The sequence below is a fragment of the Pseudomonas sp. NPDC089422 genome (assembly GCF_044749405.1).
Lineage (GTDB): Bacteria > Pseudomonadota > Gammaproteobacteria > Pseudomonadales > Pseudomonadaceae > Aquipseudomonas.
Genome location: NZ_JBIVHW010000002.1, coordinates 204958 through 224419, shown reverse-complemented (window position 1 = coordinate 224419; position 19462 = coordinate 204958). Strand labels below are relative to the sequence as shown.

Genomic DNA, 19462 nt, shown 5'->3' with positions numbered 1-19462 from the left:
GTGACCCCTCTTTTATTCGCAGTAACGCCGCTTTCGGGGACCTCGGTACAGGCAGGCCGGGCCATCCCCTCTTTAATTCGCTGTAAGCCCTTTTGGGGACCTTGGTACAGGCAGGCCGAGATATCCCCTCTTTTATTCGTGCAGCTTCACCTGCACCCGCCAACGTCCAGCGTCCTCTGCACCGGCCCATTCGCCGTGCAGAGGGCGCGCGGCAATCACCGTCAGCAACAACCCCTTGTCGCTCTTCTGCAATCGCCAGCCGACCGGCTTGCCTTGCAAGTCCAACTGACCGCGCTGCGCCTTGCCTTCGGCCTCGAACAGCAGCGCCACGGTACCTTCGACGTTTTCGCCATGCAGCTTGGGTTCTTCGTTGAACCACAGGTCCAGACCATCCTGAACCACTTCGACCTGCTCCAGCACATGCTCATCGGGGGCAGTCAGACGGCCAATCATCAAGCCCACCAATACACCGAACAACGCCAGGGAAAGCAGCATGCGCGGCCAGGCCTTCGAACGCAGGTCGGGTTCGGGGGTAGAATGCTCGTCATCTTCACGTTTGGAGCCGTGCATGTTTCACGTCATCCTTTTTCAACCAGAAATTCCGCCGAATACCGGCAACATCATCCGCCTTTGCGCCAACAGCGGTTGCGCCCTGCACCTGATCGAGCCGATCAGCTTCGAGCTGGACGACAAGCGCCTGCGCCGTGCGGGGCTGGATTACCACGAGTATGCCACGCTCAAGCGCCACGAAAGCCTGGCCGGATGCCTGGAAAGCCTGGGCAATCCGCGGCTGTTCGCCTTTACCACCAAGGGCTCGCATCCGTTCCATGAAGTGGCTTATCAGCCCGGTGATGCGTTCCTGTTCGGGCCAGAGAGCCGCGGTCTGCCGGCCGAAGTGCTGGACAGCCTGCCAGCCGAGCAACGCCTGCGCCTGCCGATGCGGCCGGGGTGCCGAAGCCTGAACCTGTCCAATACCGTGGCGGTTACCGTCTATGAAGCCTGGCGGCAGAACGGCTTTGCCGGGAGCTGATCTTCATCCTGTACCCGCGAAGAGGCCAGTGCAGGCAACAAAAAAGCGCCCCGAGAGGCGCTTTTTTGATACCGGCAGAATTACTGCACGGTCGGGGTTTCACCAGTTTCCTGCATGCGCTGCAGCTCTTGCGCGTACAGGGCATCGAAGTTGACCGGCGACAGCATCAGGGCCGGGAACGAACCACGGGTCACCAGGCTGTCCAGGGTCTCACGGGCGTACGGGAACAGGATGTTCGGGCAGAACGCGCCGAGGGTGTGGCTCATCGAGGAAGCGTCGAGGTTCTTGATCAGGAAGATGCCAGCCTGCTGAACTTCAGCGATGAAGGCCACTTCGTCACCGTTCTTGACGGTCACCGACAGGGTCAGTACCACTTCGTGGAAGTCACCTTCCAGGGCCTTCTGCTTGGTGTTCAGGTCCAGGGCAACGCTCGGCTCCCAGGTCTGACGGAAGATCTGCGGGCTTTTCGGGGCTTCGAACGACAGGTCACGCACGTAGATGCGCTGCATGGAGAACTGAGGGCTGTTGTCTTCTGCAGCAGCGCCGTTGGTCTGTTGGTCAGTCATGGCAGATCCTTAATCCTAATGTTTTTGAATGCAGTGCAAATCAGGCCGCCAGCAGCGCGTCGAGCTTGCCGGCGCGCTCCAGGGCATAGAGGTCATCGCATCCACCGACGTGGGTGCTGCCGATCCAGATCTGCGGCACCGAAGTACGGCCGGCCTTCTGGCTCATCTCGGCGCGAACCTGCGGCTTGCCGTCGACCTTGATTTCCTCGAAGGCCACGCCCTTGCTCTCGAGCAGGTACTTGGCGCGCATGCAGTAGGGGCAGTAGTCGCTGGAGTAGACGATGACGGGCTTCATATCACTTCACCAGGGGCAGGTTATCGGCTTTCCAGCTGGAAACGCCACCGCTCAGTTTGGCGGCAGTGTAACCGGCCTTGATCAGCTCGCCGCAGACCGCGCCGGACTGCTGGCCCATCGCGTCGACGACGATCAGGGTCTTCTCTTTGTGCTTCTCGAGCTCGGTCATGCGGTTGGCGATCTTGTCCTGCGGGATGTTCAGCGCACCGACGATGTGGCCGGCGGAATATTCCTTGGACGGACGAATGTCGATGACCAGTGCCTTGTCGGCATTGACCAGCGCGGTCAGCTGGCCGTTGCTCAGGCTCTGGCCGCCACGGCGCAGTTCATTGACGAGCAGGGCAACCAGCAGAACCACGAAGATCGCCACCAGGATGTAGTGATCTGTCGCGAATTGAATCAGGTGAGCAACCATCAGCGGTGTTCCAGGCGATTGAAAATGCCGGCCAGTATACACAGCCCCCCAGTGCCACCAAAGCCCGACGGGCCGGTGGCAAAGGTACCTTCATGTTACCGGGCCGCCTGCGCCGGTCGGGCGACAGGACGATTATTCGCCGCTGATGGCGCATTTGCCCTAAAATGCGTGTCTTTATCATCTTTGAACAACCGTGAGTTTGATTGATGACGAGTACGCCCAAACCCCTGGTCCTGATCATCCTGGATGGATTCGGCCACAGCGAAAGCCCCGAATTCAACGCCATCTATGCCGCCAACACACCGGTCTATGACCGGCTGCGCGCTACCCAGCCGCATGGCCTGATTTCCGGATCAGGGATGGATGTCGGCCTGCCGGACGGGCAGATGGGCAACTCCGAAGTCGGTCACATGAACCTCGGCGCGGGTCGCGTCGTCTATCAGGACTTCACCCGAGTGACCAAGGCCATCCGTGATGGCGAATTCTTCGAGAACCCGGTGCTCACCGGCGCGGTGGACAAGGCTGCAGGCGCCGGCAAGGCCGTGCACATCCTCGGTCTGCTGTCCGACGGTGGCGTGCACAGCCACCAGGACCACCTGATCGCCATGGCCGAACTGGCCGCGCAGCGCGGTGCCGAGAAGATCTACCTGCACGCCTTCCTCGATGGCCGTGACACCCCGCCACGCAGCGCGCAATCGTCGATCGAACTGCTCGACGCGACCTTCGCCAAGCTCGGCAAGGGCCGTATCGCCAGCCTGATCGGCCGCTACTTCGCAATGGACCGCGACAACCGCTGGGACCGCGTCAGTGCCGCCTACAACCTGATCGTCGACAGCGTTGCCGACTACACCGCCGACAGCGCGCTGGCAGGCCTGGAAGCAGCCTACGCCCGCGAAGAGAACGACGAATTCGTCAAGGCCACGCGCATTGGCGAGGCGGTCAAGGTCGAAGACGGCGACGCCGTGATCTTCATGAACTTCCGCGCCGACCGCGCCCGCGAGCTGTCGCGCGCCTTCGTCGAGCCGGACTTCAACGAGTTCCCGCGTGCCCGCCTGCCGAAACTGGCGGCCTACATCGGCCTGACCCAGTACTCGGCAAAAATCGCCGCGCCGGCCGCCTTCGCCCCCTCCAGCCTGAACAACGTGCTTGGCGAGTACCTGGCGAAAAACGGCAAGACCCAGCTGCGCATCGCCGAAACCGAAAAGTATGCGCATGTCACGTTCTTCTTCTCCGGTGGCCGCGAAGAGCCGTTCGAAGGCGAAGAGCGCATCCTGATCCCGTCGCCAAAGGTCGCCACCTACGACCTGCAGCCCGAGATGAACGCCCCTGAAGTGACCGACCGCATCGTCGAAGCCATCGAGCAGCAGCGGTTTGACGTGATCGTGGTCAACTACGCCAACGGCGACATGGTCGGCCACACCGGCGTGTTCGAGGCTGCCGTCAAAGCAGTCGAAGCCCTGGATACCTGTGTCGGGCGCATCGTCGAGGCGCTGGAAAAGGTCGACGGCGAAGCCCTGATCACCGCCGACCACGGCAACGTCGAGCAGATGGAAGACGCGTGCACCGGCCAGGCGCACACGGCGCACACCAGCGAGCCGGTGCCGTTCATCTATGTCGGCAAACGCAAGGTGCACGTCCGCGAAGGCGGTGTGCTGGCGGATGTGGCGCCAACCATGCTGAAACTGCTGGGCCTGGAAAAACCGGCAGAAATGACCGGTACTTCGATCCTGGTCGACGCCTGATTCGGTGTACCGGGGCCGCCTTGCAGCCCCTTTGCACATGAATTCCGGACAAACGCCCCACTGCCCCCGCAGCGAGGCGTTTTTTTTGCCTGCCCGCACGGGCATACTAGGCCAGTCTCCATCCCCGGTACGCCAAACCCCATGCTACGCGCCCTGATCCCTTTAGCCCTGTCCTGCCTGCTCAGCCCGGCCTTTGCCGATGAGCGCGCACAGACCCAGCAGCAACTGGACGCCACCCGCCAGGACATTGCCGAGCTCAAGAAGACGCTGGGCAAGCTCCAGGAAGAAAAGGCCGGTGTGCAAAAAGACCTCAAGGCCACCGAGACCGACATCGGTAACCTGGAGAAGCAGGTGGAGGCCCTGCAACAAGAACTAAAAAAGACCGAGGGCGAGCTGGAGCGCCTTGATACCGAGAAAAAAAAACTCCAGAGCGCCCGCGTTGAACAACAGCGACTGATCGCCATACAGGCCCGTTCGGCCTACCAGAACAATGGCCGCGAGGAATACCTCAAGCTGCTGCTCAACCAGCAGAACCCTGAGAAATTCGCCCGCACCCTCACCTATTACGACTACCTGAGCAAGGCGCGCCTCGACCAGCTCAAGGCGTTCAACGAGACCTTGCGCCAGCTGGCCAGCGTCGAGCAGGACATTTCCCGCCAGCAGGAACAACTGTTGGCCCAGCGCGCAGACCTCGACACCCGCCGCCAGGCGCTGGACGGCGAGCGCAGCAAGCGCCAGCAGGTACTGGCCAAGCTCAACAGCGACGTGAAAGACGGCGACCAGAAGCTGCAGGCCCGCCAACAGGACCAGGCTGACCTGGCCAAGGTGCTCAAGACCATCGAGGAAACCCTGGCCCGCCAGGCCCGCGAAGCCGAAGAAGCACGCAAGAAAGCCCTGCTCGCCCAGCAGGAGGCCGAGAAACGCCGCCAGCAGGAGGCCCTGGCCGCCCGCGCGGACAAGGAAGAAGCCGAGCCGCCGAAAAAGGCCCGCACCACCCTCGGCCCGCTGGTTTCCAGTGACGGCGCCAGCTACGGCGGTGCATTTTCTGCAGCGCGGGGAAAACTTCCCTGGCCGGTCAATGGTCGATTGCTGGCACGCTTCGGCGATGCCCGCGGCAATGATGCCAGGGCCAAGTGGGACGGCGTGATGATCAGCGCCAGCCCCGGCACCCAGGTACGCGCGGTGCACGGCGGGCGCGTGGTGTTTGCCGACTGGTTGCGTGGTGCTGGACTTCTGGTCATTCTCGACCATGGTAATGGTTACCTGAGCCTGTACGGCCACAACCAGAGCCTGCTCAAGAGCGCCGGCGACATCGTCAAGGCCGGCGAGGCCATTTCCACCGTTGGCGACAGCGGTGGCCAGGACAGCGCAGGCTTGTACTTCGCCATCCGCCAGCAGGGCCGGCCTACCGACCCTTCGCAGTGGTGCCGCGGCTGACACATTACATACGGCATAGCGCCAGGCGCTGCGCCGATGCTCCGCAGGGAGCGTTTACAGGATCAGGAGTTCGTTCGACATGCTGCACTCGCCTCGCCTCACCCAGCTGGCCCTGACCATCGCGTTGGCGATCGGTGCGCCCCTGGCCAGCGCCGCGGAGCCGGCGAAAGCCTCGCCAGCCAAGACTGCCGCCGTACCAGCCACCGAGGTGACCGCCAAGGCGCCACTGCCGCTGGAAGAGCTGCGCACCTTTGCCGAGGTCATGGACCGCATCAAGGCCGCCTACGTCGAACCCGTGGACGACAAGACCCTGCTGGAAAACGCCATCAAGGGCATGCTCAGCAACCTTGACCCACACTCGGCCTACCTCGGCCCTGAGGACTTCCAGGAGCTGCAGGAAAGCACCAGCGGCGAATTCGGCGGCCTCGGCATCGAAGTGGGCCAGGAAGACGGCAATATCAAGGTGGTGTCGCCGATCGACGACACCCCTGCCTCGCGTGCCGGCGTGCAGGCCGGCGACCTGATCGTCAAGATCAACGGCGCACCTACCCGCGGCCAGACCATGACCGAAGCGGTAGACAAGATGCGCGGCAAGGTTGGCGAGAAGATCACCCTGACCCTGGTGCGCGACGGCGGCAATCCGTTCGACGTGACCCTTGCCCGCGCGGTGATCCAGGTCAAGAGCGTGAAGAGCCAGCTGCTGGAGAGCGGCTATGGCTACATTCGCATCACCCAGTTCCAGGTCAAGACCGGGGACGAAGTAGGCAAAGCCCTGGCCAAGCTGCGCAAGGACAACGGCAAGAAGCTGCGCGGGGTGATCCTCGACCTGCGCAACAACCCCGGTGGCGTGCTGCAGTCGGCAGTGGAAGTGGCCGACCACTTCCTGACCAAGGGCCTGATCGTCTACACCAAGGGCCGCATCGCCAACTCCGAGCTGCGTTTCTATGCCGACCCGGCCGACGCCAGCGAAGGCGTGCCGCTGGTGGTGCTGATCAACGGCGGCAGTGCCTCGGCCTCGGAGATCGTCGCTGGCGCCCTGCAGGACCAGAAACGTGCCGTGCTGATGGGTACCGACAGCTTCGGCAAAGGCTCGGTACAGACCGTGCTGCCGCTGGCCAACGACCGCGCGCTGAAGCTCACCACCGCGCTGTACTACACCCCCAACGGCCGCTCGATCCAGGCCCAGGGCATCGTCCCCGACATCGAAGTGCGCCCGGCCAAGCTGACCGCCGATGCCAGCGACAACGACACCTTCAAGGAAGCCGACCTGCAGGGCCACCTGGGCAACGGCAACGGCGGTGCCGACCGCCCGACCGGCAGCAGCAAGCGCCAGGAGCGCCCGCAGGACAGTGACTACCAGCTGAGCCAGGCCCTGAGCCTGCTCAAGGGCCTGAACATCACCAAGGGCGACTGATCCACCCCATGCGTTATCTGCTGTGTCTGTTGTTCTGCCTGATGGCCGGGGTCGCGCAAGCGGCGCCGGCCGGCAAGGCCTACTTGAGCATCATCATCGACGACCTGGGCCAGAGCGCCGATCGCGACAGCCGAACGCTGGCCCTGCCCGGGCCGGTGACCATGGCGATCATGCCCGACACCCCGCATGCCACCGATTTCGCCCGCCAGGCCCACAAGGCCGGCAAGACGGTGATCCTGCACATGCCCATGGACCCGGCGACCGGGCCCTATGCCTGGCACCCAGGCATCCCGATCGAAGAGCTGGCGCGGCGCCTGGACGCAGCCCTGGCCAAAGTCCCGTACGCCGCTGGCATCAACAACCACATGGGTAGCCGAATGACCGCCCAGCGTGAGCCGATGGCCTGGTTGATGGGTGAGCTGCAACGTCGGCACCTGTTCTTCGTCGACAGCCGCACCAGCGCGGCCACGGTCGCGGCGGCCGAGGCACAGGCCCAGGGGCTGGCGCATGTGTCGCGGGATGTGTTCCTCGACGACGTGCGCACCACCGAGGCCATTACCGGGCAGTTGCAGCAGGGCATCGCCCTGGCCCGCAAGCAGGGCTCGGCGGTGTTGATCGGGCACCCTTATCCACAGACTCTGGAAGTGCTGGAGCGTGAGCTGCCACGGCTCAAGCGACAGGGTATCGAGCTGATAAGGCTCAAGCAGATGATTGCCGTGCGCAGCAACCTGGCGATGCCGGGGCATGGCAAGAATGGCCGCTACGCCAACCGCTGACATCAAAACGGTGCGCTCCTGCAAGGGACCGCGTAGCCTTCCAGGCATAAAAAAAACCCGCTCAGGTGAGCGGGTTTTTGTTTGCCTCAAGGGCGATCAGCTATACACACGGCCCAGCAACTGCCGGTGGCTTTCGAACTGATCCAGCACGTCACGCACGATCTGCTCCGGCGCAAAGCCCATCAGGTCATACTCCTGGCTGCCATCGTGCAGGTACACCTCGGCACGGTAGAAGCGCTGGCGTACTTCCGGCTCGCCTTCCACCGGTGCTTCACTCGGCGCGGCCATGTAGCCGTCCAGGCTCACCTCGTAAACGAACGGGTTGCCCTCGTCCATCATCACCCGCAGGCCCATCATGTTGCGCGACTGGCCGACACGGGTCTCCACTTCGAAGCCCAGGGTCTGCAGCTGTGCGGCGGCGTCCTTGAGCGCCGGGCTGACTTGCTTGTCCATGAAGCGCTGCACCACGGCCTGGGTCGGCTGCAGGTCCAGCTGGCTCAGGCGCTCGGTGAAGCCGCGGCGGCCACGGGCGGCCAGCTCGGCACGTTCCTGCTCGACGGCCACGTCCTGCTTCATGGCCTTGTACAGGCCGAACATGAACAGCACCAGCACCACCGAGAACGGCAGGCCCGCCAGCACCACCATGGTCTGCATGGCCTCGAAATTACCGGCGAACAGCAGGCCGATGGTGACCAGGGTGATGACCACCGACCAGAACACCACCATCCAGTGCGGGGCATCTTCGTCGACCTTGCCGCCTTTGCACGACAGGTTGGCCATCATCACCGCACCAGAGTCGGCCGGAGTAAGGAACAGCACGAAGCCGACGAACACTGCCACACCGATCACGATCTTGGCGGCCGGGAAGTATTCCAGCAGCTGGTAGATCGACATCGACGGCTGTTCGAGGGCAGTCTTGCCCAGCTCCACGGCGCCCTGGTTGATCACCAGGTCCAGCGCGGTGTTGCCGAAGATCGACAGCCAGGCCAGGGTGAAGCCCAGCGGGATGAGCAGCACGCCGCTGACCAGCTGGCGCACGGTACGGCCCTTGGAGATACGGGCAATGAACATGCCGACGAATGGGCCCCAGGAGATCCACCAGGCCCAGTAGAACACGGTCCACAGGCCCAGCCAGCGCTCGGACTTGCCGGCTTCGCCTTCATACACATAGAGGTCGAAGGTCTTCAGCACGATGCCGTTTAGGTAGTCGCCGACGTTCTGCACGAAGCCATTGAGCAGGTGCAGGGTCTGGCCGCCCAGCAGGACGAAGATCAGCAGGCCGCTGAACAGCATGATGTTCAGGTTGGACAGGCGGCGGATGCCGTTTTCCACACCCGATACCGCCGCCACGGTGGCAACGCCGGCCATGACCAGAATCACCACCAGCAGGTTGGTCTTGCTGTGGTCCATGCCGAACAGGTATTCCAGGCCCGAGGACACCTGCATCGAACCGATGCCCAGGTTGGTCACCAGCCCCAGCAGGGTGACGAACATGCCGAAGATGTCCACGGCATTGCCCGCAGCGCCCTTGACCCAGCGCTCACCCACCAGCGGGTACAGCGCCGAACGCAGCGCCAGCGGCTGGTTGTGGCGGTAGGCGAAGTAACCCACGGCCAGGCCGACCAGGGCGTAGATCGCCCAGCCATGCAGGCCCCAGTGCAGGAAGGTCAGCTGCAGCCCCTGGCGCGCGGCCTCGAGGCTGGCAGAGGTGCCTTCCGGCGGATTGAAGTAGTGGTCCAGCGGCTCGGACGCGCCGAAGTACAGCAGCGAAATGCCGATACCGGAGGAAAACAGCATGCCGGCCCAGGCGCCATAGCTGAAGTCAGGCTGGTCGTCCTTGCCGCCAAGCTTGAGCTTGCCGTAGTCGGAAAACGCCAGGTAGATGACGAACAGCAGGTAACCGCCGATCACCAGCATGTAGTACCAGCCGAAGGTGCGCGTCAGCCATTTCTGGGCCACGCCCAGCACCTGGCCGGCGGTTTCGGGTACAGCGATCAACAAGGCAGTCAGAACGAGGATCATCAGCGCGGAGGTGAGGAACACCACGCGGTTGACCCGTACCCTCTCGGCGGGGGGCTTGGTAAGTGAGGCAGAACTCATTGCACGAATGCTCCGGGCAGTACGGCTGTGGAGGCTAATCAGTCTTTTCCCGAGCAATTGGTGGAATTCCGCCAGTGCATCAGGTGTTATAAAAGCACCCTGGAAACCGTGATCCCGAATCGATACGTTGCAAAAAAACAGACAGGTGGCCTGCTGAAAATGCCACGCCTCAGCTGAGGTGCGCGCATTCGTCACAGATCACCCCGCCCGCTCCAAGGGCCTGTCGCAGGGCCAGTGACCGTACGGCAGAATCTGCATTTCGCATCGCTCATGCCCGTCAACGCCTTGTATTCCGGGGGTTACGCGATTTCCTGGGGTGTCAATCGGTGCCTTCTCGACGGCCTGAAAAACTGTCAATGGCACAAATTGTCGCAGAGCTTATTCTTTATTGATTGAACGTTCAATCAAAACAAAATAGACTGGCCTTCGCCGAGTCAGCCGCCTGTCGTCTGCTCGCAGGCCTGAGGAGATAGCAAGATGCCCAAGGTCGGTATGCAGCCCATCCGCCGCCAGCAGTTGATCGAAGCCACGTTGCAGGCGGTCGATCAGGTCGGACTGGGTGACGCCAGCATTGCGCTGATTGCCCGTTTGGCCGGTGTGTCGAACGGCATCATCAGTCACTACTTTCGGGACAAGAACGGCCTGATCGCAGCGACGATGGGTTACATCATGAACATGCTCAACGAAGGCGTTAGAGCACGTCGCCAGGCCCTGACGGACGACAGCCCGCGCGCCCACCTGAAAGTGATCATCGAGGGCAACTTCGATGCCAGCCAGGTGAACGGCCCGGCAATGAAAACCTGGTTGGCCTTCTGGGCTTCCAGCATGCACCAGCCCGATTTGCACAGGTTGCAGCGGATCAACGATCACCGCCTGTATTCCAACCTGTGCTGCCAGTTCCGCCGTGCCCTGCCGCTCTACCATGCGCGCAAGGCAGCCCGCGGCCTGGCAGCCCTGATCGACGGCCTGTGGCTGCGTGGCGCCCTGTCGGGAGATGCATTCGACACCGACCAGGCAGTACGGATTGCTTACGAATACATGGATCTACAACTGGCTAAACAGCACACCCTGGGCACAACCGACCAGGCCGCTGATCAAGCACGCACGGCGCTTGCCAACCCGGCAGGAGCGTGACGCGCAGCCAACCACACACTGCACTTGCGAGGACACTATGGCCCGTTTCGGAACGCAAAAACTCTACATTGATGGCGCTTACGTCGACGCTGGCAGCGATGCCACCTTTGAAGCCATCAACCCGGCTACCGGCGAAGTCCTCGCCCACGTGCAACGTGCCACCGAGGCCGACGTCGAGAAGGCCGTGAAAAGCGCCGAGCGCGGCCAGAAGGTCTGGGCCGCGATGACCGCCATGCAGCGTTCGCGCATCCTGCGTCGCGCCGTCGACATCCTGCGCGAGCGCAACGATGAACTGGCCATGCTGGAAACCCTGGACACCGGCAAGTCGTACTCGGAAACCCGCTACGTCGACATCGTCACCGGCGCCGACGTGCTGGAGTACTACGCTGGCCTGGTACCGGCCATCGAAGGCGAGCAGATCCCGCTGCGCGAGTCGTCCTTCGTCTACACCCGCCGCGAGCCGCTGGGCGTAACCGTCGGCATCGGCGCCTGGAACTACCCGATCCAGATCGCCCTGTGGAAATCCGCCCCGGCCCTGGCTGCCGGCAACGCGATGATCTTCAAGCCGTCGGAAGTCACTTCGCTGACCACCCTGAAACTGGCCGAGATCTACACCGAAGCCGGCCTGCCGAACGGCGTGTTCAACGTCCTGACCGGCAGCGGCCGTGAAGTCGGCACCTGGCTGACCGAGCACCCACGCATCGAGAAAGTCTCCTTCACCGGCGGCACCACCACCGGCAAGAAGGTCATGGCCAGCGCTTCGAGCTCGTCGCTCAAGGAAGTCACCATGGAACTGGGCGGCAAGTCGCCACTGATCATCTGCGCCGATGCCGACCTGGACAAGGCCGCCGACATCGCCATGATGGCCAACTTCTACAGCTCCGGTCAGGTCTGCACCAACGGCACCCGCGTGTTCATCCCGGCTGAAATGAAGGCTGCCTTCGAAGCCAAGATCGCCGAACGCGTTGCCCGCATCCGCGTTGGCAACCCGGAAGACGAGAACACCAACTTCGGCCCGCTGGTCAGCTTCCAGCACATGGAAAGCGTGCTCGGCTACATCGCCAAAGGCAAAGAAGAAGGTGCCCGCGTCCTGTGCGGCGGCGAGCGTCTGACTGCCGGTGATTTCGCCAACGGTGCCTTCGTGGCCCCGACCGTGTTCACCGACTGCAGCGACGACATGACCATCGTCAAGGAAGAGATCTTTGGCCCGGTGATGAGCATCCTCACCTATGAAACCGAAGAAGAAGTCATCCGCCGTGCCAACGACACCGACTACGGCCTGGCCGCCGGTGTCTGCACCAACGACATCTCCCGCGCCCACCGCATCATCCACCAGCTGGAAGCCGGTATCTGCTGGATCAACGCCTGGGGCGAATCGCCAGCCGAAATGCCGGTTGGCGGCTACAAGCAGTCGGGCGTCGGCCGTGAGAACGGCGTCAGCTCGCTGGCTCAATACACTCGCATCAAGTCGGTCCAGGTCGAGCTGGGCGGCTACAACTCGGTCTTCTAAGGCCCTGTCCAGCCACGCCCGTGCCACTGTGCACGGGCGTTTCCGCTCCCTGATCACCGCCAACACGAGGGTACTTCCATGTCCCAAGAATTCGATTACATCATCGTCGGAGCAGGCTCCGCCGGTAACACCCTGGCTACCCGCCTGACCGAAGACGCCGGCGTCAGCGTGCTGCTGCTGGAAGCCGGTGGCCCCGACTACCGCTTCGACTTCCGCACCCAGATGCCGGCCGCCCTGGCCTTCCCGCTGCAGGGTCGTCGCTACAACTGGGCCTACGAGACCGATCCGGAGCCGCACATGGACGGCCGCCGCATGGAATGTGGCCGCGGCAAGGGCCTGGGTGGCTCGTCGCTGATCAACGGCATGTGCTACATCCGCGGCAACGCCAAGGACTTCGACGGCTGGGCAGAGCTGCCAGGCCTGGAAGACTGGACCTACCTGGACTGCCTGCCGTACTTCCGTAAAGCCGAAACCCGCGACATCGGCCCGAACGACTACCACGGCGGCGACGGCCCGGTCAGCGTGGCCACGCCGAAAGCCGGCAACAACCCGCTGTTCCACGCCATGGTCGAAGCCGGCGTGCAGGCCGGTTACCCGCGCACCGAAGACCTCAACGGCTACCAGCAGGAAGGTTTCGGCCCGATGGATCGTTCGGTGACCAAGAACGGCCGCCGCTCCAGCACCGCCCGCGGTTACCTGGACCAGGCCAAGAAGCGCCCGAACCTGACCATCGTTACCCATGCCCTGACTGACCGCGTGCTGTTCGACGGCAAGCGCGCCATCGGCGTGACCTACCTGGTCGGCGACAGCGAAGAGCGCGTCGAAGCCCGTGCCCGCAAGGAAGTGATCGTCAGCTCCGGCGCCATCGCTTCGCCGCAGCTGCTGCAACGCTCCGGCGTCGGCCCGCGCGCCCTGCTGGAAAGCCTCGACATCCCGGTCGTGCATGACCTGCCGGGCGTCGGCGAGAACCTGCAGGACCACCTCGAGCTGTACCTGCAGTACGCCTGCACCCAGCCTGTGTCGCTGTACCCATCGCTGCTGTGGTGGAACCAGCCGGCCATTGGCGCCGAGTGGATGTTCAACGGTACCGGTATCGGCGCCAGCAACCAGTTCGAGGCCGGTGGTTTCATTCGCACCCGCCCTGAGTTCGAGTGGCCCAACATCCAGTACCACTTCCTGCCGGTCGCCATTAACTACAACGGCTCCAACGGCGTGAAGGAGCACGGTTTCCAGGCGCACATGGGCTCGATGCGTTCGCCTAGCCGTGGCCGCATCCAGGCCAAGTCGAAGAACCCGCGCCAGCACCCGAGCATCCTGTTCAACTACATGGCCACCGAGCAGGACTGGCAGGAATTCCGTGACGGCATCCGTCTGACCCGCGAAATCATGGCCCAGCCGGCGCTGGACCCGTACCGCGGTCGCGAGATCAGCCCGGGCGAGCACGTGCAAACCGATGAAGAGCTGGACAAGTTCATCCGCGAGCACGCCGAAACCGCCTTCCACCCATCCTGCTCGTGCAAGATGGGCACCGATGACATGGCAGTGGTCGACGGCGAAGGCCGCGTGCACGGCATGAAGGGCCTGCGTGTGGTCGATGCGTCGATCATGCCGATCATCATCACCGGCAACCTCAACGCCACCACGATCATGATCGCCGAGAAGATCTCGGACAAGATCCGCAACCGCAAACCACTGCCGCGCAGCACCGCCAAGTACTACGTGGCCAACGGTGCACCGGTGAAGGGCAAGGCGATGCGTGAGGTGAAGCAGGCATAAGCCCGCTCCGGCCTCTTCGCGGGCAAGCATAGGCAACACCAGAGAAGGCACCCATCGCGGTGCCTTTTTTTCATCTGCAGAAACGCTTTACAGGCTGCCAATTCATCAGGTTAGAATCGATTGGCACGCGACTTGCCAGTCAGTTCCTTTTCCCGCGCTACCCCGGAGTACCTGCCTTTGGATGCCAGCACCATCAACAGCCTGTTTCTGATCGGCGCATTGCTGGTGGGCGCAAGTATCCTGGTCAGCTCGCTGTCGTCGCGCCTGGGCATCCCTATTCTGGTCATCATCCTCGCCGTCGGCATGGTCGCCGGTGTCGATGGTGGCGGCATCATCTTCAACAATTACCCGACCGCCTACCTGGTGGGCAACCTGGCATTGGCCGTGATCCTCCTCGACGGTGGCCTGCGCACCCGGGTGGCGAGCTTCCGCGTGGCACTGTGGCCGGCGCTGTCGCTGGCCACCGTCGGCGTGATGATCACCACTGCGCTCACCGGTCTGGTGGCCGCCTGGCTGTTCAACCTGAGCTTGATCCAGGGCCTGCTGATCGGCGCCATCGTCGGTTCCACCGACGCCGCAGCGGTGTTCTCGCTGCTCGGTGGCAAGGGCCTGAACGAACGGGTCACCGCCACCCTGGAAATCGAGTCAGGCAGCAACGACCCGATGGCGGTGTTCCTCACCGTCACCCTGATCGACATGATCGCCAGCGGCCAGACCGGCCTGCACTGGAGCCTGCTGACCCACCTGCTGCGCGAGTTCGGCATCGGCAGCCTGCTGGGCCTGGGCGGCGGCTGGCTGATGCTGCAGCTGGTCAACCGCATCAACCTGGCCGGTGGCCTGTACCCGATCCTGGTGGTGGCCGGCGGCCTGGTGGTGTTCTCGCTGACCAACGCCCTGCACGGCAGTGGCTTCCTCGCCGTGTACCTGTGTGGCCTGGTGCTGGGCAACAAGCCGATCCGCAGCCGCCACGGCATCCTGCACATGCTCGACGGCATGGCCTGGCTGGCCCAGATCGGCATGTTCCTGGTGCTGGGGCTGCTGGTCACGCCCCACGACCTGCTGCCGATCGCCCTGCCGGCACTGGGCCTGGCGCTGTGGATGATCCTGGTGGCGCGCCCCCTGTCGGTGGTCGCCAGCCTGCTGCCGTTCAAGGCCTTCCATGGTCGCGAAAAAGGCTTCATCTCCTGGGTTGGCCTGCGCGGCGCGGTGCCGATCATTCTGGCGGTGTTCCCGCTGATGGCCGGCCTGCCGGACGCCCAGCTGTTCTTCAACCTGGCGTTCTTCATCGTGCTGGTGTCGCTGCTGGTGCAAGGCACCAGCCTGCCGTGGATGGCCAAGCTGCTGAAGGTCACCGTACCACCAGACCCCGCGCCGATTTCCCGGTCGGCCCTGGAAGTGCACATCACCAGCGAGTGGGAGTTGTTCGTCTACCGTCTGGGTGCGGAAAAATGGTGCATCGGTGCCGCCCTGCGCGAGCTGAAAATGCCTGAGGGCACCCGCATCGCCGCGCTGTTCCGCGCCGAGCAACTGCTGCACCCGTCCGGCAGCACGGTACTGGAAGTCGGCGACATGCTCTGCGTGATCGGCCACGAACATAACCTCCCGGCGCTGGGCAAGCTGTTCAGCCAGGCACCCCAGCGTGGCCTGGACCTGCGTTTCTTCGGCGACTTCGTGCTTGAAGGCGATGCCGAGCTTGGCGCGGTGGCCGCCCTTTATGGCCTCAAACTGGACGGCCTGGACGCGAAGATGCCACTGGCGCAGTTCATCCGACAGAAGGTCGGAGGCGCTCCAGTAGTAGGCGACCAGGTCGATTGGCACGGCACGATCTGGACCGTGGCGACCATGGACGGGAACAAGATCCAGAAAGTCGGCGTCAGATTCCCCGAAGGAACGCGACCCGGACCAGGATTGTTCCTCTAAACTCCGTTTCTGCCTGATCCACAAGTAGTCTGCCTATGTCCCTGCGCGTGTACCTTCGCACAGCCCTGCTCGGGTTGTGCCTGTCCCTTTCTTTCGCGGTCAACGCGGCGGAAACCCCGACCACCGCCAGCATCCAGAACAGCCTCGACAAGATCGCCGAGCGCAAGCTGCCCGAGGCCGACCAGAAGGCCTTGCAGCAGGTGCTCGAACAGACCTTGAGCCTGCTCAACAGCAAGGAAGACAGCGAGAAGAAGCTCGCCGCGCTCAAGCAGCAGCTGGCCAGCGCCCCCAAGGAAACCAGCGACAGCCAGAAAGAACTGGCCAAGCTCAAGGAAAGCAAGCCGCAGCCGGTCGCCCAGCGTTATGCCAGCCTGACCGTGCCGCAGCTCGAGCAAATGCTCAGCGAGCGCAACACCCAGCAGGGCGAGTTGCAGAAGGCGTTGTCCGAAGCCAACAGCCTGATCATCAACTCGCAGACCCGCCCTGAGCGCGCCCAGGCCGAGATCAGCAACAACCAGACCCGTACCCAGCAGATCAACAACAGCCTCAAGAGCGGCAAGGACGGCGGCAAGCCGATCAACGCCGACCAGCGCAACCAGCTCAATGCCGAACTGGCCTCGCTCAACGCCCTGACCCTGCTGCGCCGCCAGGAGCTGGCCGGCAACGGCCTGCTGCAAGACCTCGGCAATGCCCGCCACGACCTGCTGATCGAGCGCGCCGCGCGCCTGGAGCAGGAAATCCAGGACCTGCAGACGCTGATCAACGAAAAGCGCCTGGCCCAGTCCCAGCAAACCGTCACCCAGCAGTCGATCGAAGCGCAGAAGGCCGGCGGCAGCAGCCTGCTGGCCACCGAGAGCGCGGCCAACCTCAAGCTCTCCGACTACCTGCTGAAAAGCACCGACCGCCTCAACGAGCTGACCCAGCAGAACCTGCGCACCAAGCAGCAGCTCGACAGCCTGACCCAGGCCGACCAGGCGCTGGATGAGCAGATCAATGTGCTCAAGGGCAGCCTGCTGCTGTCGAAGATCCTCTACAAGCAGAAGCAGGCACTGCCGCACCTGAAGCTCGACCGCGACCTGGCCGACCAGATCGCCGATATCCGCCTGTACCAGTTCGAGATCAACCAGCAGCGCGAGCAGATGAGCAACCCGGTGACCTACGTCGACAAGCTGCTGGCCAACCAGCCACAGGAAGACGTCACGCCGCAACTGCGCAAGGCCCTGCTGGAAGTGGCGATCACCCGCAGCGACCTGCTCGAACGCCTGAACCGCGAGCTGTCGGCACTGCTCAACGAATCGATCACCCTGCAGCTCAACCAGAAGCAACTGCTGGGCACTGCCCAGGGCCTGCGCAACACCCTCGACGAGCAGATGTTCTGGATCCCCAGCAACAAGCCGCTGGACTGGGACTGGCTGCGCCTGGTGCCGGAACGCTTCCCCGAACAGGTCGCCAGCCTGCCCTGGGGCTCGGGCATCAAGGAGCTGGCCGACGGCCTGAGCCAGCGCCCGCTGCTGTTCCTGCCCCTGCTGCTGGCGATCGGCGCCTTGCTGTGGCGGCGCAAGTACCTCTACCAACGGCTGGGCAAGGTGCACCAGGACATCGGCCACTTCCGCCGTGACAGCCAGTGGCACACCCCCCAGGCCATCCTGATCAACATCCTCCTGGCGATGCCGGTGAGCCTGGGCCTGGCGCTGTGCAGCTATGCCCTGCAGATCGACGCCCGCGGGCAGAACGCCAACCTCGGCGCGGCGCTTTGGCAACTGGCCCAGGCCTGGCTGGTGTTCTACACCGCCTACCGTATCCTCGCCCCCGGCGGGGTGGCGGAAATCCACTTCCGCTGGCACAAGCCACAGGTCGAGTTCCTGCGTGGCTGGGTACGTCGGCTGGGTACCGTGGTGCTGGCGCTGGTCGGCGTGGTGGCGGTCGCCGAGCACCAACCTTCGGCCCTGGCCGACGACGTGCTCGGCATCGGCGTGGTGCTGACCTGCTATGCACTGATGGCCTGGCTGCTCAGCCGCCTGCTGCTGAGCAGCCCGGCGCACCGTGACACCTCGCTGTTCCGCAGGGCTGTCGGGGTGGCCTTCACCGCCCTGCCGATCGCGCTGTTCGTGGCCGTGTGCTTCGGCTACTACTACACCGCACTGAAACTGACCGACCGACTGATCTACACCCTCTACCTGCTGCTGTTCTGGCTGGTGATCGAGGCCGCCTTCGTTCGCGGCCTGTCGGTGGCGGCGCGACGCCTGGCCTACCAGCGTGCGCTGAGCAAGCGCCAGGCGGCCAAGGAAGGGCTGGATGGCGAAGTCATCACCGAAGAACCGACCCTGGATATCGAACAGGTCAACCAGCAGTCGCTGCGCCTGATCCGCCTGGCCCTGCTCGGCGGCTTCATCGCCGGCCTGTACTGGGTCTGGTCGGACCTGATCTCGGTATTCGCCTACCTCAACAACTTTGTCCTGTACGAGTACACCAGCGGCACCGGCGCCGCCGCCAGCATGGTGCCGATCAGCCTCGGCGACCTGCTTGGCGCGCTGGTGATCGTCGGCATCACCTTTGCCCTGGCCGGCAACTTGCCGGGCCTGCTGGAAGTGCTGGTGCTGTCGCGCCTGAACCTGGCGCAGGGCAGCGCCTACGCCACCACCACGCTGCTGTCGTACACCATCGTCGGCGTCGGTATCGTCAGCACCTTGTCGACCCTCGGGGTGAGCTGGGACAAGCTGCAATGGCTGGTGGCCGCGCTGTCGGTGGGCCTGGGCTTCGGCATGCAGGAGATCTTCGCCAACTTCATCTCCGGCATCATGATCCTGTTCGAGCGCCCGGTACGGATCGGCGACACCATCACCATCGGCAATCTGTCCGGCACGGTGAGCAAGATCCGCATCCGCGCCACCACCATCACCGATTTCGACCGCAAGGACATCATCGTCCCCAACAAGACCTTCATCACCGGCCAGCTGATCAACTGGTCGCTGACCGACACGGTCACCCGGGTGACGCTGAAGCTGGGCATCGACTACGGCTCCGACCTCGACCTGGTGCGCGAACTGCTGCTCAAGGGCGCCCACGAGAACCCGCGGGTGCTCAAGGACCCGGAGCCGATCGTTTACTTCCTCAACTTCGGCGAGAGCTCGCTGGACCACGAACTGCGCATGCACGTGCGTGACCTTGGTGACCGCAACCCAACGCTGGACGAGATCAACCGCTACATCAGCCGTGAGTTCAAGGCGCACAACATCAAGATCTCGGTACGCCAGGTCGAGGTGTTCCTGATGGACCCGAATGGCGGCAAGCAGCAGTTGATCCCGACAGAGCAACCCAAACCGGATGGCACTGCACCGGCCTGAGTG

Annotated in this window: 15 protein-coding genes; 10 read left to right on the top strand and 5 right to left on the bottom strand. The window is 63.6% G+C overall.

What is annotated here, in order from left to right:
• Nucleotides 1–132: 132 nt before the first annotated feature.
• Nucleotides 133–570 (bottom strand): hypothetical protein, encoded by a 438-nt coding sequence (locus ACIPZ8_RS04720; protein ID WP_103446039.1) that lies wholly within the window; start codon nt 568–570, stop codon nt 133–135.
• On the opposite strand from ACIPZ8_RS04720, the gene trmL reads away from it, so the two are divergent.
• Entirely contained in the window at nt 569–1030 is a 462-nt protein-coding gene (trmL, locus tag ACIPZ8_RS04715; protein ID WP_054884254.1) for a tRNA (uridine(34)/cytosine(34)/5-carboxymethylaminomethyluridine(34)-2'-O)-methyltransferase TrmL, read from the top strand. The two genes, ACIPZ8_RS04720 and trmL, sit on opposite strands and share 2 nt — an antisense overlap.
• A gap of 80 nt (nt 1031–1110) precedes the next feature.
• On the opposite strand, the gene secB is transcribed toward trmL, so the two are convergent.
• From secB to ACIPZ8_RS04700, 3 genes are read right to left on the bottom strand one after another with little or no spacing between them, the layout of a single operon-like run.
• On the bottom strand, nt 1111–1596 hold the full coding sequence (gene secB, locus ACIPZ8_RS04710) for a protein-export chaperone SecB (protein ID WP_060480433.1): 486 nt from the start codon (nt 1594–1596) through the stop codon (nt 1111–1113).
• Nucleotides 1597–1636: 40 nt separating this feature from the next.
• Nucleotides 1637–1891: a glutaredoxin 3 gene (grxC, locus tag ACIPZ8_RS04705; protein ID WP_003249204.1), complete on the bottom strand. Its 255-nt coding sequence runs from the start codon at nt 1889–1891 to the stop codon at nt 1637–1639.
• A 1-nt stretch (nt 1892) separates the two neighbouring features.
• On the bottom strand, nt 1893–2306 hold the full coding sequence (locus ACIPZ8_RS04700) for a rhodanese-like domain-containing protein (protein WP_110633094.1): 414 nt from the start codon (nt 2304–2306) through the stop codon (nt 1893–1895).
• Between the two features lie 206 nt (nt 2307–2512).
• Between ACIPZ8_RS04700 and gpmI the strand changes: the two genes are divergently transcribed.
• From gpmI to ACIPZ8_RS04680, 4 genes are all read left to right on the top strand, one after another.
• Entirely contained in the window at nt 2513–4048 is a 1536-nt protein-coding gene (gene gpmI / locus ACIPZ8_RS04695) for a 2,3-bisphosphoglycerate-independent phosphoglycerate mutase (RefSeq protein WP_400720030.1), read from the top strand.
• Between the two features lie 141 nt (nt 4049–4189).
• Nucleotides 4190–5485 carry a murein hydrolase activator EnvC family protein gene (locus ACIPZ8_RS04690; protein ID WP_400720028.1) on the top strand — a complete coding sequence of 432 codons (1296 nt, stop codon included), beginning with the start codon at nt 4190–4192 and terminating at the stop codon, nt 5483–5485.
• 79 nt (nt 5486–5564) lie between these two features.
• Nucleotides 5565–6899, top strand: a complete 1335-nt coding sequence (locus ACIPZ8_RS04685; protein WP_400720026.1) for a S41 family peptidase — start codon at nt 5565–5567, stop codon at nt 6897–6899.
• An 8-nt stretch (nt 6900–6907) separates the two neighbouring features.
• Complete coding sequence (locus ACIPZ8_RS04680; protein ID WP_400720024.1) at nt 6908–7675, top strand: divergent polysaccharide deacetylase family protein; 768 nt, start codon at nt 6908–6910, stop codon at nt 7673–7675.
• 96 nt (nt 7676–7771) lie between these two features.
• Here the strand turns inward: ACIPZ8_RS04680 and ACIPZ8_RS04675 are convergent, their stop codons facing one another.
• Nucleotides 7772–9775 carry a BCCT family transporter gene (locus ACIPZ8_RS04675; protein ID WP_400720022.1) on the bottom strand — a complete coding sequence of 668 codons (2004 nt, stop codon included), beginning with the start codon at nt 9773–9775 and terminating at the stop codon, nt 7772–7774.
• A gap of 477 nt (nt 9776–10252) precedes the next feature.
• On the opposite strand from ACIPZ8_RS04675, the gene betI reads away from it, so the two are divergent.
• From betI to mscK, 5 genes are all read left to right on the top strand, one after another.
• Nucleotides 10253–10909, top strand: coding sequence for a transcriptional regulator BetI (gene betI, locus ACIPZ8_RS04670; RefSeq protein WP_159412453.1), 657 nt, complete (start codon nt 10253–10255; stop codon nt 10907–10909).
• Between the two features lie 37 nt (nt 10910–10946).
• Nucleotides 10947–12419: a betaine-aldehyde dehydrogenase gene (gene betB, locus ACIPZ8_RS04665; RefSeq protein WP_400720020.1), complete on the top strand. Its 1473-nt coding sequence runs from the start codon at nt 10947–10949 to the stop codon at nt 12417–12419.
• Nucleotides 12420–12497: 78 nt separating this feature from the next.
• Complete coding sequence (betA, locus tag ACIPZ8_RS04660) at nt 12498–14195, top strand: choline dehydrogenase (RefSeq protein WP_400720018.1); 1698 nt, start codon at nt 12498–12500, stop codon at nt 14193–14195.
• Between the two features lie 177 nt (nt 14196–14372).
• On the top strand, nt 14373–16115 hold the full coding sequence (locus tag ACIPZ8_RS04655) for a potassium/proton antiporter (RefSeq protein ID WP_400720473.1): 1743 nt from the start codon (nt 14373–14375) through the stop codon (nt 16113–16115).
• A gap of 35 nt (nt 16116–16150) precedes the next feature.
• On the top strand, nt 16151–19459 hold the full coding sequence (gene mscK / locus ACIPZ8_RS04650) for a mechanosensitive channel MscK (RefSeq protein WP_400720016.1): 3309 nt from the start codon (nt 16151–16153) through the stop codon (nt 19457–19459).
• Nucleotides 19460–19462 lie beyond the last annotated feature (3 nt).